21 protein-coding genes and 1 tRNA gene are annotated in these 20,724 nt (G+C 66.8%); 15 read left to right on the forward strand and 7 right to left on the reverse strand.

What is annotated here, in order from left to right:
• Positions 1-84: 84 nt before the first annotated feature.
• The 8 genes from K7W03_RS21820 to K7W03_RS21855 all read left to right on the forward strand — a co-directional run bounded on the left by K7W03_RS21820 (position 85) and on the right by K7W03_RS21855 (position 7,508).
• On the forward strand, positions 85-1,308 hold the full coding sequence (locus K7W03_RS21820) for a dihydroorotase (RefSeq protein WP_099186198.1): 1,224 nt from the start codon (positions 85-87) through the stop codon (positions 1,306-1,308).
• A gap of 166 nt (positions 1,309-1,474) precedes the next feature.
• Positions 1,475-1,550: transfer RNA gene (locus K7W03_RS21825), tRNA-Trp, on the forward strand.
• Positions 1,551-1,720: 170 nt separating this feature from the next.
• Positions 1,721-1,927, forward strand: coding sequence for a preprotein translocase subunit SecE (gene secE / locus K7W03_RS21830; protein ID WP_025550848.1), 207 nt, complete (start codon positions 1,721-1,723; stop codon positions 1,925-1,927).
• Positions 1,928-1,956: 29 nt separating this feature from the next.
• On the forward strand, positions 1,957-2,493 hold the full coding sequence (gene nusG, locus K7W03_RS21835; protein WP_007683610.1) for a transcription termination/antitermination protein NusG: 537 nt from the start codon (positions 1,957-1,959) through the stop codon (positions 2,491-2,493).
• Positions 2,494-2,680: 187 nt separating this feature from the next.
• A complete protein-coding gene (gene rplK / locus K7W03_RS21840) occupies positions 2,681-3,112 on the forward strand; it encodes a 50S ribosomal protein L11 (RefSeq protein ID WP_044661678.1) in 432 nt (143 codons plus the stop codon).
• A 4-nt stretch (positions 3,113-3,116) separates the two neighbouring features.
• Entirely contained in the window at positions 3,117-3,815 is a 699-nt protein-coding gene (rplA, locus tag K7W03_RS21845; protein WP_044661677.1) for a 50S ribosomal protein L1, read from the forward strand.
• 362 nt (positions 3,816-4,177) lie between these two features.
• Complete coding sequence (locus K7W03_RS21850; protein ID WP_137709332.1) at positions 4,178-5,926, forward strand: DEAD/DEAH box helicase; 1,749 nt, start codon at positions 4,178-4,180, stop codon at positions 5,924-5,926.
• A gap of 40 nt (positions 5,927-5,966) precedes the next feature.
• Positions 5,967-7,508 (forward strand): cryptochrome/photolyase family protein, encoded by a 1,542-nt coding sequence (locus tag K7W03_RS21855; RefSeq protein ID WP_222887298.1) that lies wholly within the window; start codon positions 5,967-5,969, stop codon positions 7,506-7,508.
• A gap of 145 nt (positions 7,509-7,653) precedes the next feature.
• Here the strand turns inward: K7W03_RS21855 and ybaL are convergent, their stop codons facing one another.
• From ybaL to K7W03_RS21870, 3 genes are read right to left on the reverse strand one after another with little or no spacing between them, the layout of a single operon-like run.
• On the reverse strand, positions 7,654-9,300 hold the full coding sequence (gene ybaL, locus K7W03_RS21860; protein ID WP_222887299.1) for a YbaL family putative K(+) efflux transporter: 1,647 nt from the start codon (positions 9,298-9,300) through the stop codon (positions 7,654-7,656).
• Positions 9,301-9,358: 58 nt separating this feature from the next.
• Positions 9,359-9,499, reverse strand: coding sequence for a hypothetical protein (locus tag K7W03_RS21865; protein ID WP_165363323.1), 141 nt, complete (start codon positions 9,497-9,499; stop codon positions 9,359-9,361).
• A 56-nt stretch (positions 9,500-9,555) separates the two neighbouring features.
• Positions 9,556-9,954, reverse strand: a complete 399-nt coding sequence (locus tag K7W03_RS21870) for a hypothetical protein (RefSeq protein ID WP_226870390.1) — start codon at positions 9,952-9,954, stop codon at positions 9,556-9,558.
• A 188-nt stretch (positions 9,955-10,142) separates the two neighbouring features.
• Here K7W03_RS21870 and rplU point away from each other — a divergent pair, with 188 nt between their 5' ends.
• The 6 genes from rplU to K7W03_RS21900 all read left to right on the forward strand — a co-directional run bounded on the left by rplU (position 10,143) and on the right by K7W03_RS21900 (position 15,009).
• Complete coding sequence (gene rplU, locus K7W03_RS21875; protein WP_007683601.1) at positions 10,143-10,439, forward strand: 50S ribosomal protein L21; 297 nt, start codon at positions 10,143-10,145, stop codon at positions 10,437-10,439.
• Positions 10,440-10,469: 30 nt separating this feature from the next.
• On the forward strand, positions 10,470-10,739 hold the full coding sequence (rpmA, locus tag K7W03_RS21880; RefSeq protein WP_022683124.1) for a 50S ribosomal protein L27: 270 nt from the start codon (positions 10,470-10,472) through the stop codon (positions 10,737-10,739).
• A gap of 273 nt (positions 10,740-11,012) precedes the next feature.
• Positions 11,013-11,603, forward strand: coding sequence for a GNAT family N-acetyltransferase (locus K7W03_RS21885; protein ID WP_103000187.1), 591 nt, complete (start codon positions 11,013-11,015; stop codon positions 11,601-11,603).
• 122 nt (positions 11,604-11,725) lie between these two features.
• On the forward strand, positions 11,726-12,820 hold the full coding sequence (gene obgE, locus K7W03_RS21890; protein ID WP_025551607.1) for a GTPase ObgE: 1,095 nt from the start codon (positions 11,726-11,728) through the stop codon (positions 12,818-12,820).
• A 121-nt stretch (positions 12,821-12,941) separates the two neighbouring features.
• Positions 12,942-14,072 carry a glutamate 5-kinase gene (gene proB / locus K7W03_RS21895; protein ID WP_222887300.1) on the forward strand — a complete coding sequence of 377 codons (1,131 nt, stop codon included), beginning with the start codon at positions 12,942-12,944 and terminating at the stop codon, positions 14,070-14,072.
• A 4-nt stretch (positions 14,073-14,076) separates the two neighbouring features.
• Positions 14,077-15,009, forward strand: a complete 933-nt coding sequence (locus K7W03_RS21900; RefSeq protein ID WP_061940799.1) for an NAD-dependent epimerase/dehydratase family protein — start codon at positions 14,077-14,079, stop codon at positions 15,007-15,009.
• Positions 15,010-15,191: 182 nt separating this feature from the next.
• Here K7W03_RS21900 and folP read toward each other — a convergent pair whose 3' ends face one another.
• Together folP and K7W03_RS21910 are read right to left on the reverse strand one after the other, a co-directional pair.
• A complete protein-coding gene (folP, locus tag K7W03_RS21905) occupies positions 15,192-16,313 on the reverse strand; it encodes a dihydropteroate synthase (RefSeq protein ID WP_222887301.1) in 1,122 nt (373 codons plus the stop codon).
• 44 nt (positions 16,314-16,357) lie between these two features.
• Positions 16,358-17,482 carry a site-specific DNA-methyltransferase gene (locus K7W03_RS21910; RefSeq protein ID WP_025551601.1) on the reverse strand — a complete coding sequence of 375 codons (1,125 nt, stop codon included), beginning with the start codon at positions 17,480-17,482 and terminating at the stop codon, positions 16,358-16,360.
• Positions 17,483-17,772: 290 nt separating this feature from the next.
• Between K7W03_RS21910 and K7W03_RS21915 the strand changes: the two genes are divergently transcribed.
• On the forward strand, positions 17,773-18,114 hold the full coding sequence (locus K7W03_RS21915) for an ArsR/SmtB family transcription factor (protein WP_025551600.1): 342 nt from the start codon (positions 17,773-17,775) through the stop codon (positions 18,112-18,114).
• 68 nt (positions 18,115-18,182) lie between these two features.
• Here the strand turns inward: K7W03_RS21915 and K7W03_RS21920 are convergent, their stop codons facing one another.
• The gene (locus K7W03_RS21920; RefSeq protein WP_025551598.1) at positions 18,183-18,980 is read right to left on the reverse strand and encodes a nucleotidyltransferase family protein; all 798 of its coding nucleotides are present in this window, start codon (positions 18,978-18,980) and stop codon (positions 18,183-18,185) included.
• A gap of 36 nt (positions 18,981-19,016) precedes the next feature.
• Positions 19,017-20,546 carry a peptidoglycan DD-metalloendopeptidase family protein gene (locus K7W03_RS21925; protein ID WP_222887302.1) on the reverse strand — a complete coding sequence of 510 codons (1,530 nt, stop codon included), beginning with the start codon at positions 20,544-20,546 and terminating at the stop codon, positions 19,017-19,019.
• Between the last annotated feature and the right edge of the window lie 178 nt (positions 20,547-20,724).

Consider the following 20,724-nt stretch of genomic DNA (forward strand, 5'->3'; position numbering starts at 1 on the left):
CGCGAAGGCGGGGACCCATCTCCCGCCCCATCCCAAAACGCAAGGCAGGGGGATTGACGGCATTGGCCGCAAGGTGAATCCGAAATGACCAAACTCGCCATCATCAACGGAAAGCTGGCCGACCCCGCAGGCAATGACCTCGCCACCGGCGTCATCCTGATCGAGGATGACCGCATCCTCGCAACCGGCGACATCACCGTGCCGCAAGATGCCGAAACCATCGACGCAAACGGCCTCGTCGTCGCGCCCGGCCTCGTCGATCTCGGCGTTTTCGCCACCGACAAGCCGGCCTTCCACTTCGGCGGCATCACCCGCGCCGCGCTGATGCCCGATCAATCCTCCCCGCTGGACGATGCCGGCCTCATCCGCCAGGCGACGCGGGCGGGCAAGCCCGACTTCTGGGTCCACCCCATCGCGGCGGCCACCCGCGGCCTGAAGGGGGCCGAGCTGGCGGAGATCGGCATGATGCAGGCCGCAGGGGCGAAGGCGGTCGGCACCGGACGCCAGTGGATCGCCGATTCCGGCGTGATGATGCGCGTGCTGTCCTATGCCTCGGGCCTTGGCCTCACCGTCATCACCCATGCGGAGGATAGCGGCCTTGCGGGCAAGGCCGTGGCGACCAGCGGCGAAACGGCGACGCGGCTCGGCCTGCCCCACGCGCCCGCCTGCGCCGAAGCGATGGCGATCGCCCGCGACATCATGCTGGCGCGGGTGACCGGCGGCGCGATCCATTTCCGGCTGGTGACGACCCGGGCGGGTTTCGACCTGATCCGCGCGGCCAGGGCGGATGGCCTCAGGATCACCTGCGGCATCAGCCCGGCCTATCTCTTCCTCTCCGACAATGCGGTGACGGATTTCCGCACCTTCGCGCGCCTCTCCCCGCCGCTCCGGTCGGAGGACGACCGGAAGGCCGCGATCGAAGCGGTCGCGGACGGCACCGTCGACGTCATCACGTCCAGCCACGATCCCCGCGGGCCGGAGGACAAGCGCCTGCCCTTCGCGGACGCCGCCCCCGGCATGGCCGGCGCGGAAACGCTGCTCGCCCTGTCGCTCAACCTGGTGCGGGACGGGCATGTGACGCTCAACCGGCTGATGACCCTGCTCAGCGCCAATCCGGCAAGGATATTAGGCGTCAACGGCGGCAGCTTCGCGGCAGGCAGCGCCGCGGACCTGATCTTCATCGATCCGGACGCGCCGTGGATCGTGGATTCGGGGAAGATGGCCGCCCAGGCCGGAAACACGCCGTTCGACCGCATGCCCGTGCAGGGCCGCGTGCGCAGGATCATGAAGGGCGGGAATTTCCTCTAGGATCTCCAGTGAAATGGCCCATTCCAAGGTTCGGAAATCACCGCAGGCAGGGAAAATCGAGGGCATGTTCCGATTCCATCCAATCGGAACATGCTCTCGGTTTTCCCGCTTGCTCTCCCCGGCGGGCCACGCTAAAGCGCCCTCCTTCGCTGGCCCCGGCCAGTGCAGGAGTGTAGCTCAGTTGGTAGAGCGTCGGTCTCCAAAACCGAATGCCGGGGGTTCGAGTCCCTCCACTCCTGCCAAGCGAACTGGCCGCGAAACCTTGAAATATCGGGGGTTCGCGGCTAGCTGTGCTTGACGAAGCATGGGTCGCGGAGCGCGGCCGCACCCCCGGACGCCGAACAGGGCGGGATCGGGAGGGCGGACTGTTGCTTCGCGCTTTGGTGTTTGTTGGAAGGATTTGGTGCGGGCGATGGCGAAGGTTTCTCCGGGCGAATTCGTCAATCAGGTGAAGACCGAAGCGTCGAAGATCGTGTGGCCCACGGGCCGCGAAACGATCATGACCGGCGTGATGGTGGTCATCATGACCTCGCTGCTGGGCCTGTTCTTCTTCGGCATCGACACCTTCTTCGGCGCGATCGTCCAGTGGCTGCTGGCGTTCGCCGCCGGACAGGCCTGACGACGAAACTGGGAGTTTGACAGGATAACATGGCGCGCTGGTACATCATCCACGCCTATTCGGGCTTCGAGAACAAGGTCAAGGAATCGATCCTGTCCGAAGCCGAGCGCATGGGCCTCTCCCAGCTGGTCGAGCAGGTGGAAGTCCCCACCGAGACCGTGACGGAGGTGAAGCGCGGCAAGAAGGTGCAGGTCGAGCGCAAGTTCATGCCCGGCTATGTCCTCGCCAAGCTGGCGATGAACGACGACATCTACCATCTCGTCAAGAACACGCCGAAGGTGACGGGTTTCCTGGGGTCCAGCGGCAAGCCGCAGGCCATCAGCGAGGCGGAGGCCGCGCGCTATTTCGGCGCGCAGAAGGCCGCCGAAGCCGCGCCCAAGCACAAGATCAACGTCGATTACGAAATCGGCGACAGCGTCAAGGTGCTGGACGGCCCCTTCGCCAGCTTCAACGGCACGGTCGAGGAACTGGATTTCGAAAAGAACCGGGTCAAGGTGTCGGTGTCGATCTTCGGCCGCGCCACCCCGGTCGAACTGGACTTCGAACAGGTCGAACTGTCGAAGTGATTTTCACGTCATCCCAGCGAAAGCTGGGATCTCGTGCCCCAGGCCGTTCCCTTGCGGCCTGAGATGCCAGCTTCCGCTGGCATGACGACAAGGGAAAGTGCGGGAGGATCGCTCCGGTGATCCGTCAATACCGCTAAACTTGAACCGGGCGCGCCTTCGGGCACGCCCAGCAACAGAGTGAGTGACAATGGCCAAGAAGATTACGGGCTATATCAAGCTCCAGGTGCCCGCTGGAGCCGCCAACCCCTCGCCGCCGATCGGTCCGGCGCTGGGTCAGCGCGGTGTGAACATCATGGAATTCTGCAAGGCGTTCAACGCCTCGACGGAAAAGATGGAAAAGGGCACCCCGCTGCCGACCATCATCACCGTCTATGCGGACCGTTCGTTCAGCTTCGTCACGAAGCAGCCGCCCGCCACCTACCTGATCAAGAAGGCCGTCAACCTGAAGTCGGGCTCGAAGGAGCCGGGCAAGGTTTCCGCCGGACAGATCAAGCGCTCGCAGCTCGCCGAAATCGCGCAGGCCAAGATGGCCGACCTGAACGCGAACGACATCGACGCAGCGACGAAGATCATCGAAGGCTCCGCCCGCGCGATGGGCCTCGAAGTGGTGGAGGGCTAAGACCATGGCAAAGCTGACGAAGAAGGCGAAGGCCCTGGCCGCTGCCGTTGACCGCGAAAAGCTGCACGGCGTCGATGAGGCGCTGGGCCTGATCAAGACCCATGCGACCGCCAAGTTCGACGAAAGCGTCGAAATCGCGATCAACCTGGGCGTCGATCCGCGTCACGCCGACCAGATGGTCCGTGGCGTCGTGACCCTGCCCGCCGGCACCGGCAAGGACGTCCGCGTCGCCGTGTTCGCCCGCGGCGACAAGGCTGAAGCCGCGACCGCCGCCGGCGCCGACGTGGTGGGCGCCGAAGACCTGCTCGAATCGATCCAGGCGGGCAATATCGACTTCCAGCGCGTGATCGCCACCCCCGACATGATGGGTCTGGTCGGTCGCCTGGGCAAGGTTCTGGGTCCCAAGGGCCTGATGCCGAACCCGAAGCTGGGCACCGTCACCCCGAACGTCGCCGAAGCGGTCAAGGCCGCCAAGGGCGGCCAGATCGAATTCCGCGTCGAAAAGGCGGGCATCATCCATGCCGGCCTCGGCAAGGCGAGCTTCTCGGCCGAAGACCTGCGCAGGAATTTCGACGCCTTCGTCGACGCCATCGTCAAGGCGAAGCCGTCGGGTTCGAAGGGCAAGTACGTCCGCAAGATCGCCCTGTCGTCCTCGATGGGCCCGGGCGTGAAGGTCGACGTGGCGGAAGTCGCTTCGGCCTGATCCGACGCACAAACAGATAGGGGAGCCTCCTTCCTCCATGCGGGGAAGGAGGCTTTCGCTTTTTAGAGACTTGGCACCATGAAACGCCCTCTCACCCGTTCGGGCTGAGCCTGTCGAAGCCCTCTTCTTTTCCTGAAGGAAAGAAAAAAGCCCCTTCGACAAGCTCAGGGCGAACGGAGGACAGGCATGCATGTTATAACGCGATCACCAGACACCGTGACCTTAGGCGGACTCGCCCGGCAACGGTGTGAACTTCGGGGTGCATGACCTTGCACCCCGGCTCCAAAAACCCCCCCGGAGCGCATTGAGGTCACCTTCGTATCCGTCGGGAATGGCGGGTCGCTTTACCGATGGAAAATATAATGTCTTTCGAACATCTCCCCACCCTCCTGTCCGACGCGCTGACGCGAAAGGGCTATGAAAGCCTGACCCCGGTCCAGGCCGAAGTCACCCAGGCGCAAGCCAAAGGCCGCGACCTCATCGTCTCGGCGCAGACAGGATCGGGCAAGACGGTCGCCTTCGGCCTCGCCATGGCCGCCGAACTGCTGGGCGAACAGAACCGCCTGCCCGTCGCCGCCCAGCCGCTGGCCCTCGCCATCGCGCCGACCCGCGAACTGGCGCTTCAGGTCGCGCGCGAACTGGAATGGCTCTATGGCGAGGCGCGCGCGCGCATCACCACCTGCGTCGGCGGCATGGACGCCGCCAAGGAACGCCGCGCGCTTTCCCACGGCGCGCACATCGTCGTCGGCACGCCGGGCCGCCTGCGCGACCATCTCGAACGCGGCGCGCTCGACCTGTCGGCGATCAGGACGGTGGTGCTCGATGAAGCCGACGAAATGCTCGACATGGGCTTCCGCGAGGATCTGGAAGAAATCCTCGACGGCGCGCCGGAGGGCCGCCGCACGCTCCTTTTCTCCGCCACCATGCCCAAGCCGATCGTGGCGCTGGCCAGGCGCTACCAGAAGGACGCGCTGCGCATCTCCACCGTCAGCGACGAGCGCGGCCATGGCGACATCAGCTATCAGGCCGTCACCGTCGCCCCCGCCGACATCGAAAATGCGGTGGTCAACCTGCTGCGCTATCATGAGGCGGAAACGGCGATCCTCTTCTGCGCCACCCGCGACAATGTCCGCCACCTCCACGCCAGCCTGACGGAGCGCGGCTTCGCGGCGGTGGCGCTGTCGGGCGAACACAGCCAGAATGAGCGCAACCACGCGCTGCAGGCCCTGCGCGACCGCCGCGCGCGGGTCTGCGTCGCAACCGACGTCGCGGCGCGCGGCATCGACCTCCCCAATCTCAGCCTCGTCATCCATGTCGAAATCCCGCGCGACGCGGAAACGATGCAGCACCGCTCCGGCCGCACCGGCCGCGCCGGCAAGAAGGGGACGGCCGTGCTGATCGTCCCCTATCCGCGCCGCCGCCGGGTCGAATCCATGCTGCGCGGCGCGAAGATCCCCGTCGAATGGGGCACCCCGCCCAGCCGGGAAGCGATCCAGGAACAGGACAATGCCCGCCTGCGCGAGAAGCTGATGGAACGCGCCGAGCTGGACGAGCAGGACTGGGCGCTGGGCGCCGAACTGCTGGCCGAAAAATCGCCCAAGGAAATCGCCGCCATGCTGGTGAAGAGCGCCCGCGCCGCCCTTCCCGCGCCGGAGGAGCTGCTGGACGCCAGCGAAGCGCCCGCCCGCCGCGACGGACCGCGTCCGGGGTTTGAGGATACGGTCTGGTTCCGCATGGACATCGGCCGCAACCAGAATGCCGATCCGCGCTGGATATTGCCGCTCATCTGCCGCCGCGGCCATGTGTCGCGGCAGGAGATCGGCGCGATCCGCATCGCCGCCAATGAAACGATGTTCGAAATTCCCTCCGCCATCGCGGCGAAGTTCGTCGGCGCGGTGAAACGCACCGGCCAGGCCAGCGACGAGGGCGCCGAAGTCGCGATCGAGCAGATCGAGGGCAAGCCCCGCGAAATGGCGCGCGAAAACCGGCGCGACGGCGGCCCGCGCGGCAAGGGCCGCCCCAATGAAGGGCACGGCCCCAGGCCCGCCTATGGCGCGCGGCCGTTCAAGGGCGGCCCGCGCAAGGCTGGCCCCCGCAAGCCCCGCGGTTGACCGGGCGGGAGCCGGGCAGCCCTTCATGCATTGAAGAGCCATGGCTGCCCCCCTCCTCATCCCGATCCTCGGCGACCAGCTGACGCCCGGCATCGCGTCGCTCCGGAACGCCGACCCGGCAAACAGCATCCTGCTGATGATGGAGGTGGCGGACGAAACCACCTATGTCCGCCATCACAAGGCCAAGATCGCCTTCATCCTCTCCGCCATGCGCCATCATGCCGATCGGTTGAGGGCGCTCGGATGGACGGTCGACTATGTGAAGCTCGACCAGCCGGAAAACAGCGGCAGCTTCACCGGGGAGGTCGCCCGCGCCATCGAACGCCACCGTCCCTCCGCGATCCACGTCACGGAGGGCGGCGAATGGCGCGTCCGCGCGATGCTGGAGGAATGGGAAGGCCGCTTCGGCATCCCCGTCACCATCCATGAGGATGACCGCTTCCTCTGCTCCCATGCCGAATTCGATGCCTGGGCGGCGGCGCGCCAGCAGCTCAGGATGGAATTTTTCTACCGCGACATGCGCCGCAGGACCGGGCTGTTGCTGACGGAAGAGGGCGAACCCGAAGGCGGCCAGTGGAATTTCGACGCGGAAAACCGAAAACCGCCGCCCCGGCGCGACCTGTTGATGCCGCAGCCGCTCCGCTTCCGCCCCGACCCGATCACGCAGGACGTGCTGGCGCTGGTCGCGGCGCGTTTTTCAGATCATATCGGCTCGCTCGACCATTTCCACTTCGCCGTCACGCATCAGGATGCGCAACGCCAGCAGGCCCATTTCCTCGATCACGCCCTGCCCCGCTTCGGGGACTATCAGGACGCGATGCTGACCGATGAGCCATTCCTCTGGCACTCGGTCCTGTCGCCCTATATCAACGCCGGACTGCTCGACCCGCTGTCGCTCTGCCGGGCGGTGGAGGGGCGATACCGCGCCGGCAGGGTCCCGCTCAACGCGGCGGAGGGCTTCATCCGGCAGGTCATCGGCTGGCGCGAATATGTGCGCGGGGTCTATTGGCACGAAGGCCCCGGCTATGGCCGCCGCAATGCGCTGGATGCGAAGCGCGACCTGCCCGGCTTCTACTGGACGGGCAAGACCGACATGCACTGCATGGCCCGGGCGGTCGGCCAGACCATCGACCACGCCTACGCCCATCATATCCAGCGATTGATGATCACCGGCAATTTCGCCCTGCTCGCCGGGATCGACCCCGTGCAGGTGCATGTCTGGTATCTGGAGGTCTATGCCGACGCCTATGAATGGGTGGAAATGCCCAACACCATCGGCATGGCGCTGTTCGCGGACGGCGGCCTGCTGGGGTCGAAACCCTATGCGGCGGGCGGCGCCTATATCAACCGCATGTCGGATTATTGCGGCCGGTGCCGCTATGACGTGAAGCGGCGCCTTGGCGAGGACGCCTGCCCCTTCAACGCGCTCTACTGGGACTTTCTGGCCCGCAACGAGCGGAAGCTGGCGCGCAATCCGCGCCTCGCCATGCCCTATCGCAACTGGAACCGGATGAGCGTGGAGGACCGCGCCGCCCTCAGGAAACAGGCGGCACGGTTCCTCGACGGATTGGGCAACGGTTAGAGCGCGCTGCGTTAAATCCTGCGCAGGCCGCGCGCTCCAAGCTTTTGTTGTCGCATCCTTTTAAGCGCAAGACCGGTTCCCACTTTTGCGCACGATGCTCTAAAATGCCTTCGCATCGATCGACCAAGCTCCGTTTGACAACACCCTAACCCGCCCCGCAGAGCGACAGCATCCGCGCCGCCAGCTCCCGCTCCCCCATCACCACATGGGGCACGCCCAGCCCCTCCAGATGCCTGACCTCCGCATCGGAATGGGCGCGGGCGATGACCTGAAGATGGGGATTGAGGTGGCGCGCATGTTCGTGAATCGCGCCGCCCTCGAACCCTTCGGGCACGGCGATCAGCAGCCGCCGCGCCTCGTTTATGCCGGCCGCCCGCAGATGCCGGTCCTCCAGCGCGCTGCCCCGCACCACGGTAAGGCCGGCCTCCTCCGCCTCCTCCGCCCGGTCGGAATCGGCTTCGATCACCACGAAATGCGCGCCCTTCTCGGCCAGCCGATCCGCGATCAGCTTCCCCACCCGGCCATAGCCGACCAGGATGACATGGCCGATGCGCGGCTTGGCCTTCGCCTTCTGGGCCTGCGCCTCTTCCTCGACCTCCTCCTGCTTGTGCCCGCGCACGATCAGGGAGAAGATCAGCGGATTGAGGAAGATCGAAACTATCGCGCCCGCAAGGATCAGGTCGCGCGCCTCGGCCGGCAAGACCCCCAGTCCCGTCCCCAAGGAGGCGAGGATGAAGGAGAATTCCCCGATCTGCGCCAGGCTCGCCGCAATGGTGAGCGCCGTGTCGCCCGGATGGCCGAAGGCGCGGACGATAGCGAAGGCGGCGATCGACTTGCCGACGATGATGATCGCCACCGTGGCCAGCAACGGCAGCGGCTGGTCGACCAGCACCGCCGGATTGAACAGCATGCCGACGGAAACGAAGAAGAGCACGGCGAAGGCGTCGCGCAGCGGCAGCGTCTCCTCCGTCGCGCGGCGGCTGAGCGGCGTCTCGCCCAAGATCATGCCGGCGAAGAACGCCCCCAGCGCGAAGGACACGTCGAACGCCACCGCCGCGCCGAAGGCGACGCCCAGCGCTATCGCCAGCACGGCCAGGCGGAACAGCTCGCGCGATCCGCTATGCACGACCCAGTGCAACGCCCAGGGAATGACGCGGCGGCCGACCACCAGCATCAGCGCGACGAAGCCCGCGACCTTCAGCAGCGTGCCCAGCAGCGGCGCCAGCAAGGCCCCGGCATTGGCCCCGCCCGCCGCATCGGCATTGTTCATGACCCCGGCAAGCGCGGGGAGCAGCACCAGCGCCAGCACCATCACCAGATCCTCGACGATCAGCCATCCGACGGCGATCCGGCCCCGGCGCGTTTCCACCAGGTCCGCCCCCTGCAGGGCGCGCAGCAGCACGACGGTGCTCGCCACCGACAGCGCCAGGCCGAAGACCAGCCCGCCCAGCAGCGGCCAGCCCATGACATGCGCCAAGCCCATGCCCATCAGCGTCGCCACCGCGATCTGGCCCAGCGCGCCGGGCACCGCGATGTTCTTCACCGACAGAAGGTCGCGCAGGGAGAAATGCAGGCCGACGCCGAACATCAGCAGGATGACGCCGATCTCCGCCAGTTCATTGGCCAGGCTGGCATTGGCGACGAAGCCCGGCGTGAACGGCCCGACCATGATCCCGGCGATCAGATAGCCGACAAGCGGCGACAATTTCAGGCGATGGGCGATGGCGCCCATGACGAAGGCGACGACAAGGCCCGCGACGATCGTTCCGATCAGGGGCGTGTGATGGGGCATGGAGTGTCTTTCCCTGACCGCCGATGGAGGAACGCCCTCCATCGGCGGCATATCATATTCATTCAGCGACGGTCAGCATCGCCGCCGACAACAGCGCGCCGGCCGCGCCCAGTCCCGCCATGACGGCCGGCATGAACCACCATGGCGGACGGCGGCGGGACGACCCCGTGCTGCCGCGTCTCGATCTTCTGCGGGTCATGAAGAGGCTCCTTTTTCCTGATGGCGGCCCGGAACGGCCGCCCAGAGGGCGATGCGTCAGGAAAGGACCGGGGGTGCCCGCGCCCGCCGGCGGGAAAGCAGGTGGAAGGACGGGAAAGAAACGAAGGCGGGAGAGAATCGGTCGCCGGCGCGCAGCAGGACGACGCCCGGCAGCATCGCAATGGCCATCGGCCCGCTCATGGCGAACGCCGGAAACGGCGCCCGCCCGTCGCCATCCGGCTCGATGGCCTGCGCGGCGACAGGGGTCGCATGGGCGCGGGCCTTCAACACCACGGCGGTGGTGGCCGGGTTGAAGGCGGAGCCGGTGAACCGGCTGGATGGCGGCCCCAGGGGGGCGAGCGCGCTCAGCAGGGCCACGCCGATCGACAGCCACAGGGTCAGGATGAACAACAGCCGGGCGGCCAGTGCTTCATTCCTGTATGGCGCTGGCGTCATGCGTGATGCTATCCTTTCGCCGCGCCAAGATAGGGACGCGCAAGGCCAAAAACCAGCCCCGAATGCCGCGCTTGCCGGTTGACATGGGCGAGTCATTCCAGTAGCGGGCCACATTCCCGCGCGGGTCCAACAGGGCATTGTCCCTCGACGATCTGCGTAAAGCAGATTTGAACGAGAAGAGAAGAGCCATGTTCGCAGTCGTGCGCACGGGCGGCAAGCAGTATCGCGTCGCCGCCGGAGACAAGATCGTCGTCGAGAAGCTGGCCGGTGAGGCTGGCGACAAGGTGACCCTGGATGACGTCCTGTTCGCCGGCGAAGGCAGCGACGTGAAGGACGCAGCCAAGCTGACCGTCGCCGCCGAAATCGTCGCGCAGGCGAAGGGCGAGAAGGTCATCGTTTTCAAGAAGCGCCGCCGGCACAACTACCGTCGTCGCAACGGCCACCGCCAGAATCACACGATCCTCAAGATCGTGTCGATCGCCTGAGCCGCAGCAAAGTCACGAGGAGTTTAAGTCATGGCACATAAGAAAGCTGGCGGTTCGTCGCGCAACGGTCGCGATTCGGAATCGAAGCGCCTTGGCGTGAAGAAGTTCGGCGGTCAGGAAGTGATCGGCGGCAACATCATCATTCGCCAGCGCGGCACCCGCGTCTATCCGGGCCGCAATGTCGGCATGGGCAAGGACCACACGCTGTTCGCGCTGGGTGAAGGCCGCGTGGTATTCCACACCGGCAAGCTCGGCCGCAAATATGTATCGGTCGACGCACTGGCCGAAGCAGCCGAATAACGGACGATCGATGACGGATCGTCCCTCGCAATCGGGGCGATCCTCCTGGCGGAACGACTTTGGTCACACCGCCAGAGTTCGAGGGAAACAAGGGGCGCCCCATCCGGGAGCGCCCCTTTTTCGTGTCGACGGGCGTCTCCCCTGAATTTCCCTCAACTCTCTGGAACCCCTCGCTTTCTCGCGCGTCGTGCGGGCGGGGCCCAGCCAGAGAAGATAGTCGTCAAGCCGTAACTTTTCGCGGTCATTGGCGCGCCGGAGATTAGGAGACTTTCGATGTTCGCCCGTACCCCCCGCCTGTTGCTGCGGCCCGGCTGGATGGAAGATGCGCCGGCCCTTGCAGAAGCGATCGGCGATGCGGCCGTCCTGCGCAACCTGACCCGCGCACCGGCCGCCTACAGCCAGGCCGATGCGCAGGCGTTCCTGGCCCAGCCGCAGGACCCCCGCCTGCCCAGCCTGCTTGCCTTCACCCGCACCAAGGGCGCGCCCCGCCTTGTCGGCGGCTGCGGCCTCCATGCGGCGGCTGATGGCAGGGTGGAGCTGGGCTATTGGATCGCCCGCCCCTATTGGGGACTCGGCTTCGCGACCGAAGCGGCCAGCGCCGTCATGCACATGGCCCGCGCCTCGGGCGTCCGCGATGTGCGCGCCGCCCATTTCGTGGACAATCCGGCATCCGGCAACGTCCTGCGCAAGCTCGGCTTCCGCTATGCCGGCCGGATGGAAAGGCGCTTCAGCCTGGGCCGGGGCGCGGCGGCGGATTGCCTGGTCTTCGAGGAAGGCGCCTCCGGACAGGCGGGCGCCAGCCCCATGATGACGGATTCGTCGACCGACCTCTACGGGGATTCGCTGCCCGCGCTGGCGGCCTGATCCCTGCTGCCGGGGATGGCGGCGCGGCGCCGCCTTCTCCGGCGCCGGCCGCTTTTCGGGCAAGCGGCCGCTTTTGCCGCGCGCCTGTTTAATTCCGCCGCATAAACCGCTATGGGCGCGCGATGCATTTTCTTGATCAAGCGAAGATTTTCATCAAGTCCGGCTGGGGCGGTCCCGGCGCGGTCAGTTTCCGGCGCGAAAAATATGTCGAATATGGCGGTCCCGACGGCGGCAACGGCGGCAAAGGCGGCGACATCATCTTCGAGGCGGTGGCCGGGCTGAACACCCTGATCGACTTCCGCTACACCCAGCATTTCAAGGCGCAGCGCGGCATGCCCGGCGCGGGCAAGAACCGCTATGGCGCCGGCGGCGAAGACCTCGTCATCAAGGTGCCGGTGGGCACGCAGATCCTGTCCGATCCCACGCCCGTCGACGGCACGGAGGATGAGGACGGGACGATGGAATATGAACAGGAACTGCTCGCCGACTTCACGCAGGTCGGGCAACGCATCGTGCTGCTGCGCGGCGGCGACGGCGGGCGCGGCAACCTGTCCTACAAGACCAGCACCAACCGCGCCCCGCGCCAGCATGGCACGGGCTGGCCGGGGCAGGAAATGTGGGTGTGGCTGCGGCTGAAGCTGCTGGCCGATGTGGGCCTTGTGGGCATGCCCAATGCGGGCAAGTCGACCTTCATCAACCAGGTCACCAACACCAAGGCGAAGGTCGGCGCCTATGCCTTCACCACCACCAAGCCGCAACTGGGCGTGGTGCTGCATCGCGACCGGGAATTCGTCCTGGCCGACATTCCGGGCCTGATCGAAGGCGCGGCAGAGGGCGCGGGGATCGGCGACCGCTTCCTGGGCCATGTCGAACGCTGCCGGGTGCTGCTGCACCTGATCGACGCGACCGGCGACGACCCGGTCGAACAGTTCCGCATCGTGCAGGATGAACTCGCGGCCTATGGCGGCGGGCTGGACGAAAAGCCGCAGATCGTGGCGCTCAACAAGGGCGACCTGCTGGGGCCGGAACTGATGGAGGACATTGCCGGCCAGCTTCGGGACGAGGCTGGGGTGGACGATGTGTTCATCATCTCCGGCGCGACCGGCGAAGGCGTGCCGGCCCTGCTGGACGCGGTGCTGCCGCTGCTGGACCAGCCCGGCGAGGATGATGAGGATGGGACAGAAGAAGAAGACGAGAAGCCGTGGTCGCCACTGTAACTCCTCCCCTCCCCTTCAGGGAAGGGGTCGGGGATGGGGGCTTGCCGGATAGGGCTTCCCCCGCCTTGCCTCCTCACCCCAACGCCTCCCCTGCAGGGGAGGAGCGCATTCGGACCGCTTCATGACTTCTTCCCTCTCCGGCTTCCCTCCTTCGCAAATCCGCCGCCTGGTCGTCAAGATCGGCTCCGCCCTGCTCGTCGATCCGGAGGGCGAGGTGCGCCAATCCTGGCTGCGCACGCTGGTGGCCGACATCGCGGCGCGCAAGGCTGCGGGCCAGCAGATCATCATCGTCTCCTCCGGCGCCATCGCCCTGGGGGCCCGGCGGCTGAAACTGCCCAAGGGCGGACGCGGCTCGCTAGAAGACGCGCAGGCGGCCGCCGCCACCGGTCAGATCGCGCTGTCGCAATGCTGGGCCAGCCTGCTCCACGAAAGGGGCATCACCGCCGCGCAGATGCTGGTGACGCTGGACGATCTGGAAAACCGCCGCCGCTATCTCAATGCGTCGGCCACGCTGGAACGGCTGATGGCGCTCGACGTCGTGCCGGTCGTGAACGAGAATGACAGCGTCGCCACGGCGGAAATCCGCTTCGGCGACAACGACCGGCTGGCGGCGCGCATCGGACAGGCGGCACGGGCTGACGCAGTTGTGCTGCTGTCGGACGTCGACGGGCTTTACACCGCCAACCCGCATGTCGATGCGGACGCCATGCTGATAGAGACAATCGAGCGCATCGATGCGCGCATCGCCGGGATGGCGGACGGCGGCTCCGCCTCGGGCATGGGATCGGGGGGCATGACCTCCAAGATCGAGGCGGCGCGGATCGCGACCGGGGCCGGCGCGCATCTGGCGATCATCTCCGGCAAGGTGGATTCGCCGCTGTCGCACTGGACCGATGGCGGCAAGGGCTCGATCTTCCTCGCCGCACAGGCCAGGGGCGCGCGCAAGGGCTGGCTCGCCGGCCGCCTCACCGTGCGCGGGCGGATCGTGGTCGATGCGGGGGCAGAGGCGGCCCTGGGCCGCGGCAACAGCCTGCTCCCGGCCGGCGTGGCGCGGGTCGATGGCATCTTCGCCCGCGGCGACGTGGTCGACATATTGGCCGAGGATGGTCAGGTGATCGCCCGCGGCCTCATCGAATATGACAGCGAGGAAGCCTCCCGCATCGCCGGCAAGCGCAGCGAGGACATCGCCGCGCTGCTGGGGCATCTGCCCCGCTCGGTGCTGGTCCACCGCGATCATATGGCGATGGTCTGATCCCATGTCCCTGCGCATTGCGATGACGGGCGCGACGGGTTTCGTCGGCGCCGAAACGCTCCATCAGGCTCTGGCGGCGGGACATCATGTCAGCGCCATCACCCGCCGGGCGCAGCCGCCGCGCGCCCATCTCAAATGGGTGCCCGGCGCGCTGGAGGACCGGGCGGCGCTCAACACGCTGGTGCGCGACGCCGATGTGGTGATCCACATCGCCGGCGTGGTGAACGCGCCCGACCGCGAAGGCTTCGAAACGGGCAATGCGCGCGGCACCATGGCGGTGGTCGACGCGATGCGGCATCGCGGGGTCAAGCGGCTGATCCACGTCTCCTCGCTTTCGGCGCGGGAACCGGAACTGTCGGACTATGGCTGGTCGAAGGAACTGGCGGAGCGGCATGTGAAGGCGAGCGGCCTCGACTGGACGATCATCCGCCCGCCCGCCATCTACGGCCCCGGCGACCGGGAGATGCTGGAACTGTTCCGCATGGCCCGGCGCGGGATCATGCTGATGCCGCCCGGCGGACGCCTGTCGGTGATCGAGGTGGGCGACCTCGCCCGTCTGTTCCTGACGCTGGCGGTCGAAAAGGACATGAAGAGCCTGACCCATGTCTATGAGGTCGATGACGGCACGCCCGGCGGCTGGGACCATATGGACTTCGCGCAGGCGATCGGACGCGCCGTCGGACGGCCTGGAGAGAGGGCGGTGCGAACCTTCGCGACGCCCGCCTGGCTGCTGGGCATGGGCGCGCGGCTCGACCGGCTGGTGCGCGGCAGGAACGCCAGGCTGACGCCCGACCGGGTCAGCTATTTCTGCCACCCCGACTGGGTCGTGACGAAGCGCAGGCAACCGCCCAAAAAGCTGTGGGTGCCCCGAGTGCCGACGGAAGAGGGATTGAAGGCCACTGCCGAAGCCTATCGGGCGAAAGGCTGGCTGCGATAGGCGGCACGGCCTCCGCCACGGCCTGAACGGGGACCTTCCCGGCAGGCCTAAACCGCCTCCCCTTTCTCCGCACGATGCTCTAGAGCGTTTTCCAAGCAGATGGAATCATCTGCTGACTCGGAAAACGCGACAAAACAAAAACTTAGAGCAGTCGAGCCGATGCAATCGGATCGGAATCTGCTCTAAACCGCGCCCAAGCCCGCATCCGCCAGACCGCGCCAGAGGTGCAGCGCCTGAACGCTTTCCGCGACATCATGCACCCGCACCATCTGCGCGCCCAGTTCAGCGGCGCGAAAGACCAGGGCCACCGATCCGCCCAGCCGCTCCGCCGCCGGCGCCTCGTTCGACAGCGCCCCGATCAGGCGCTTGCGGCTGCCCGCGAACAGCAGCGGCACGCCCAGCCCCTGCAACGTCGCCAGCCCGTTCACCAGCGCCAGATTGTCGCCCAGCGACTTGCCGAAGCCCAATCCCGGATCGACCATGATCTTCCCGCGCGGCACCCCCGCCGCCAGACAGGCGTCCACCCGCGCCTCCAGCATGTCGAACACATCGGCCACGACATCGCCATAACCCCCGGCATTGTCGTGCGGATCGTCCCCGGCCGACGGCGCATGCATCAGGATGACGGGGCATCCCGCCGCAACCGCCACTTCCATGGCGCGGGGATCATGCCGCAGCGCGCTCACATCATTGACGACCGCCGCTCCCGCCGCCAGCGCGGCTTCCATCACCGCCGCCTTGCGGGTGTCGATGGACATGGGAACCCCCGCCGCCGCCAGCCTTTCGATCACCGGCACGACGCGGGCGATCTCATCCCCTTCCCACAGGCGCGGCGCCCTGGGTCGGGTGGATTCGCCGCCCACATCGATCAGCGCCGCCCCCGCCGCCGCCATGGCGAAGCCCGCATCGGCCGCCGCCTGCGGATCGTCCATATGCCTGCCGCCGTCGGAAAAGCTGTCCGGCGTGATGTTCAGGATCGCCATCACCTGCGGCGCGTCGAACCGGATGGTGCGTTCCCCCAGCACCAGGGGCTGCCTCTGCGCCGAGATATTGGCCGCCAGCCGCTGCGCCCGCTCCGCCAGAGCATCGGGCAGCCCCGCAATGGCGTCGGCAAATTCCGCGACCGGCACCGTCGCCCGCGCCACGCGCTGCCCGTCCTTCCGCGCCGTCAGCTCATAAGCCTGGAACCACAGCAACCCATTGCCCATCCGCGCCGCCGACCCGTCGGCCAGACCGACGGGCGACGGCACGAACCAGATGGGGCGCAGGTAAAGCCGCGCATCCGCAGGAAGCTGTGGCAACATCTTCAAACTCCGTCGCCCAGAGCCCGAAAGGAAATCCGGGATCGTTAAGGCTCGTTCGCCAGCAAATAGGTCTGCCGCAGCGCATCGATCGGCTTCAGCACGCCCTCCACCTCGCAATGCCAGAAGGTCCAGCCATTGCAACTCGGCGCACCCTGCAAGGTCGCGCCCATCTTGTGGATCGAGCCGGTATCCGCCCCCACCGACAGCGAACCGTCCGCCCGCACCACCGCCTGCCAGCGCCGCTTCGAATCCGTCAGCACCGCGCCGGGCTGCAGATAGCCCGTCTCGACCAGCGTGCCGAACGCCACCTTGGGCTGCTGCCGCGCCGTCTGCATGATGGTCAGCGCGCTTTCGTCCAGCGGCAGCGCGGCCTCGATCCGCTCCAGCGCGACCTCGATATAATCGTCCTCGCGCTCGATGCCGATCCACCTGCGGCCCAGGCGCTTGGCCACCGCGCCCGTCGTCCCGGTGCCGAAAAAGGGATCGAGCACCACGTCGCCCGGCTTCGTACAGGCCAGCAGCACGCGATAGAGCAGGGCCTCCGGCTTCTGCGTCGGATGCGCCTTGGTGCCGTTGCGCTTCAGCCGTTCCTGCCCGCCGCAGATCGGCAGCACCCAGTCGGACCGCATCTGCAACTCGTCGTTCAGCGTCTTCATCGCCTTGTAGTTGAACGTATATCGCGCATCCTCGCCCTGGCTCGCCCAGATCAGCGTCTCATGCGCATTGGTGAAGCGCGTGCCCTTGAAATTGGGCATGGGATTGGACTTGCGCCAGATGATGTCGTTGAGGATCCAGAAGCCCTCGTCCTGCAACGCCGTGCCGACGCGGAAGATATTGTGGTAGCTGCCGATCACCCAGATGGTGCCGTTCGGCTTCAATATGCGCCGCGCTTCCCGCAGCCAGGCCTTGGTGAAACGGTCGTAGGAACCCAGCGTATCGAACTTGTCCCAGTCATTGTCGACCGCGTCCACCCGGCTGCCCTCGGGCCGGAACAGGTCGCCGCCAAGCTGGAGATTATAGGGCGGGTCCGCGAAGATCATGTCGATGCACGCATCGGGCAGCTTCGCCATTTCCGCGATGCAGTCGCCACGCAACAGGCGGTCGGCCTCGACCTCCACGGGCGCAACCGCCTTTTTCCGCCGCGGCGCGACGCGTTCCATGACACCCATTTCGTGACCCCCGTTTCCTTCTGAGGCCCAGCGATGAGTCCTCCGGAGTCAGCCGTCAAGATCAGCAACTTAGGGTTCAAGCCTCACATAATGGTTAACATGACGGAGAACGAACCGGGTAGCCACTAGATATTGAGTCGACAGCGACTCGAAAGACTCAAGATCGGCTAGTGTGACTCAAAAGACTCAGCGCAGAACAGGCCCAAAGTTTTTTTGGTTAACGCCGCTGGGAAGGGTAAAAACCGCCTTCACCTTGACGCATCGATAACCCGATGATTATGAATGGGGTCATGACCGACCATATTTTAAAGGGGGATCGATCGGCCTCCTGCGACGAACTGTTCAAGGCCCTGTCGGACGGCACCCGGCGCGCCCTGCTGGAATATCTGGTGCGCGAAGGGGAACAGAGCGTCCACGCCCTCACCGCCATTTCCGGCGTATCGCAACCCATGGTGTCCCGCCATCTCGGCAAGCTGAAACGCGCCAGCCTCGTGACGGCCCGCCGCGCCGGGCGCGAAACCTATTATTCCGCCCGCGCCAAGGGCCTTGCGCCCGTCGTGCAGTGGATGGCGGTCTACGGCGCGCTCTGGTCGCAGCGTTTCACCGCGCTGGAGGAACTGGACGCCTACTGACTTTCGAACATGGAACAACATGCGGAAATGGAATTAGGTGCTCCTGCGCAGGCAGGAACACGCCCCTTCTATCGCACAGACCCCGCCAGGATCGCCTCGATCAGCGCCACGTCATCCGGCTTGTCCGCGTCGATGCAGGCCTCCGCCTTCTCCATCGCCACCAGCCGCGCCACGATCCCGAAGCGCCGCCCCACCCGCGCGATCCCGCCCCGCAGCGTCGAAATCCGCAGCACCGCGCCCAGCAGGGCCAGCGGCCCGAAGGCGGACAGAATCTTCCACCCCTTCTTCCGGTCCTGCTCGACCTCCTGCCACAGCGCGACCACCGGCCGCGCCTTGCCGCTGCCGAACCAGAAGAGATTCGCCCCCGACCATCCGCCGTCGCGAAATTTGAGCCAGGTCCGCCGCGACCCCGGATAGCGCGCCAGCAATGTCCTGCGCTCGACCATCGCCACGGCGATGTCCGCGCCGGATGCCTCGCGCACCATCTGGTCCAGCATGGCCCCGTCCAGCAGCACATGATCCGCCGTCGTCATCAGCAGGGGAAAGGGCAGGTCCCCCCGGTCCAGCAAGGCGATGAGGGAGGAAGCGATTCCGCCCCCGCTCCTTTCGAACCGCACTTCGGGATGCTCCGCCAGCCAGGCGGTCGCCGGATCGGCGGCGAACAGCTCCGGCGCCTGGGTCAGCACGACCAGCCGCCCGACCGCCGGATGCGCCAGCAGGGCGCGGGCCGGCCGGTTGATCATCGGCTCCCCCGCCACCGGCACCAGCGGCTTGACCGCCACGCCGGCCGCCGCCGCCAGGGGATCGGGGATCGGCCGCGCCCCGGCCAGCAGGATCGCGGTGATGTCGGAAGCCGCTGCGTTCATTCCCGCCCGTTAGCGGAGGGAATCGCCCGCGAAAAGCTATTTCCCGGTCGCGGCCGGCGCCGCGCTCTTCTGCGCCACCTGCACGGGCAGGCCGATGCGCAGGCTCTTCAACTGCACCAGCCGCTGCCGGAAAGCCGCCAGTTCCCTGCCCGCCAGTTGCGATGTCGTGGTGAACCGCACCGACAGCGGATTGATGGTCCGTCCGTTCCGATACAGCTCATAATGCAGATGCGGCCCGGTCGACAGGCCCGACGATCCGACATAGCCGATCACCTGCCCCTGCCGCACCCGCTGCCCCGGCGACGCGGCGATGCGGCTCATATGCGCATAGCCGGTGGCAAGGCCGTTGCCATGCTCCAGCCGCACATAATTGCCATGCCCGCCATGCCGCCCGGCATAGGACACCACGCCATCCGTCGCCGCATAGATGGGCGAACCATAATGGGCGGCAAAATCGATCCCCGCATGCATGCGGGTATAACCCAGGATCGGATGGCGCCGCATGCCGAAGCTGGACGACATGCGCCCCGCCACCGGCGCCGACAGCACGCCGCGCCGCTGGCCGACGCCCGACGCCTCGAACCACTGGGTCCGCCCGTCCTGCGTCCATTTCAGCATGTCGATGCCGCGCCCGCTCGCCCGGTGCAGCCCGGCGAACAGCAGGTCGCCCACCTCCACGTCGCCCGTGTCGGCCCGCCGATATTCGGTGACGATGTCATAGCGGTCCCCCGCCGAAATCGATCCGAGATCGACCTGCTGCGCGACGACGCGCAGGAAACTCTGGATCGCCTTGGGCGGCGCGCCCGCCGCCCGCGCCGAACGATAGAGGCTCTCGCCCACCACGCCCTGGATGCGCAGCGGCGTCTCGTCCACATGGATCGCCGTCCGCTGCACCTGCAGGACCCCGCCGGCCCGCGCGATCTCGATCCCCAGATCGAGCCGCGCCCGGAAGCTCAGCCTGTCCAGCGGCCGCGGCACGTCCCGGCTCGGCCGTCGGCCCAGCACGATGTCCAGCGGCGTGCCCGGCTTCAATCCCGCGCCGGTGTCGCCCGCCACCAGGCTCGTCACCGTCGCCACGTCGCCGCCGCTCACGCCCGCCCGCGCCAGCGCCCGGCCCAGCGAATCGCTGCCGCCGATCTGCGCGCGCAATTCGATCTGCGGCCGCTCCGGCGTCTCGCGCAGCGGCTGCACCGCGTCGGTCGGCCCCATGCGCCGCCCGCTGTCCGCGCCCAGGGCAAGCGGCATGATCATCTGGCTGCGCACTTCGTCGAATTGCCTCGCCGGCATCAGCGGCTGCGGCGCGCCGGGCAGGGCATGAAAGCCCGGCGACAGATAAAGCGCCGCCGCGCACAGCCCGAAACAGGTCGCAAGTCCCCGGAACCAGGTGAAACTTCCCACCCGCTGGCCAAGGTCGGGAACCAGTTCCACATCCTCGGCCCAGTCGCGCAGCTTCTCCCGCCAGTCGCGCCGATCCTCGGCCGGTCCCGCCCTGCGGATCGAGTCAGTCAGCCACAGGGACGCGGAAGCGCCACCCTGCTGGGCATTGATCTGACCATCATGAAACACGGTAAAACACGCCCCCGGGGCAAATATCGCCCGACCCCCGCCGCGCGTTCATCCGCAATTTTGTAAAAGCACAAGGTTAAAGTCAAATAAACACGCCTTTTTTAACCCTTTTTCCGCGACCGGCCGTGCCCCGCAAAGGACCGGCGGACCAATCCCCGCCGCTCGTCCCCTCATCCTC

The organism is Sphingobium sp. PNB (genome assembly GCF_019873065.1).
GTDB classification, from domain to species: domain Bacteria; phylum Pseudomonadota; class Alphaproteobacteria; order Sphingomonadales; family Sphingomonadaceae; genus Sphingobium; species Sphingobium fuliginis.

What these genes read in the sequence shown, in the direction of transcription:
- K7W03_RS21920 (WP_025551598.1), bottom strand. Translation starts at nt 18,980, where the DNA reads ATGAACGCAGCGGCTTCCGACATCACCGCGATCCTGCTGGCCGGGGCG.
- K7W03_RS21910 (WP_025551601.1), bottom strand. Translation starts at nt 17,482, where the DNA reads ATGGGTGTCATGGAACGCGTCGCGCCGCGGCGGAAAAAGGCGGTTGCG.
- nusG (WP_007683610.1), top strand. Translation starts at nt 1,957, where the DNA reads ATGGCGCGCTGGTACATCATCCACGCCTATTCGGGCTTCGAGAACAAG.
- rplA (WP_044661677.1), top strand. Translation starts at nt 3,117, where the DNA reads ATGGCAAAGCTGACGAAGAAGGCGAAGGCCCTGGCCGCTGCCGTTGAC.
- ybaL (WP_222887299.1), bottom strand. Translation starts at nt 9,300, where the DNA reads ATGCCCCATCACACGCCCCTGATCGGAACGATCGTCGCGGGCCTTGTC.
- K7W03_RS21885 (WP_103000187.1), top strand. Translation starts at nt 11,013, where the DNA reads ATGTTCGCCCGTACCCCCCGCCTGTTGCTGCGGCCCGGCTGGATGGAA.
- rpmA (WP_022683124.1), top strand. Translation starts at nt 10,470, where the DNA reads ATGGCACATAAGAAAGCTGGCGGTTCGTCGCGCAACGGTCGCGATTCG.
- K7W03_RS21850 (WP_137709332.1), top strand. Translation starts at nt 4,178, where the DNA reads ATGTCTTTCGAACATCTCCCCACCCTCCTGTCCGACGCGCTGACGCGA.
- K7W03_RS21900 (WP_061940799.1), top strand. Translation starts at nt 14,077, where the DNA reads ATGTCCCTGCGCATTGCGATGACGGGCGCGACGGGTTTCGTCGGCGCC.
- K7W03_RS21855 (WP_222887298.1), top strand. Translation starts at nt 5,967, where the DNA reads ATGGCTGCCCCCCTCCTCATCCCGATCCTCGGCGACCAGCTGACGCCC.
- K7W03_RS21820 (WP_099186198.1), top strand. Translation starts at nt 85, where the DNA reads ATGACCAAACTCGCCATCATCAACGGAAAGCTGGCCGACCCCGCAGGC.
- obgE (WP_025551607.1), top strand. Translation starts at nt 11,726, where the DNA reads ATGCATTTTCTTGATCAAGCGAAGATTTTCATCAAGTCCGGCTGGGGC.
- folP (WP_222887301.1), bottom strand. Translation starts at nt 16,313, where the DNA reads ATGTTGCCACAGCTTCCTGCGGATGCGCGGCTTTACCTGCGCCCCATC.
- rplU (WP_007683601.1), top strand. Translation starts at nt 10,143, where the DNA reads ATGTTCGCAGTCGTGCGCACGGGCGGCAAGCAGTATCGCGTCGCCGCC.
- proB (WP_222887300.1), top strand. Translation starts at nt 12,942, where the DNA reads ATGACTTCTTCCCTCTCCGGCTTCCCTCCTTCGCAAATCCGCCGCCTG.
- K7W03_RS21870 (WP_226870390.1), bottom strand. Translation starts at nt 9,954, where the DNA reads ATGACGCCAGCGCCATACAGGAATGAAGCACTGGCCGCCCGGCTGTTG.
- K7W03_RS21865 (WP_165363323.1), bottom strand. Translation starts at nt 9,499, where the DNA reads ATGACCCGCAGAAGATCGAGACGCGGCAGCACGGGGTCGTCCCGCCGC.
- rplK (WP_044661678.1), top strand. Translation starts at nt 2,681, where the DNA reads ATGGCCAAGAAGATTACGGGCTATATCAAGCTCCAGGTGCCCGCTGGA.
- K7W03_RS21915 (WP_025551600.1), top strand. Translation starts at nt 17,773, where the DNA reads ATGACCGACCATATTTTAAAGGGGGATCGATCGGCCTCCTGCGACGAA.
- secE (WP_025550848.1), top strand. Translation starts at nt 1,721, where the DNA reads ATGGCGAAGGTTTCTCCGGGCGAATTCGTCAATCAGGTGAAGACCGAA.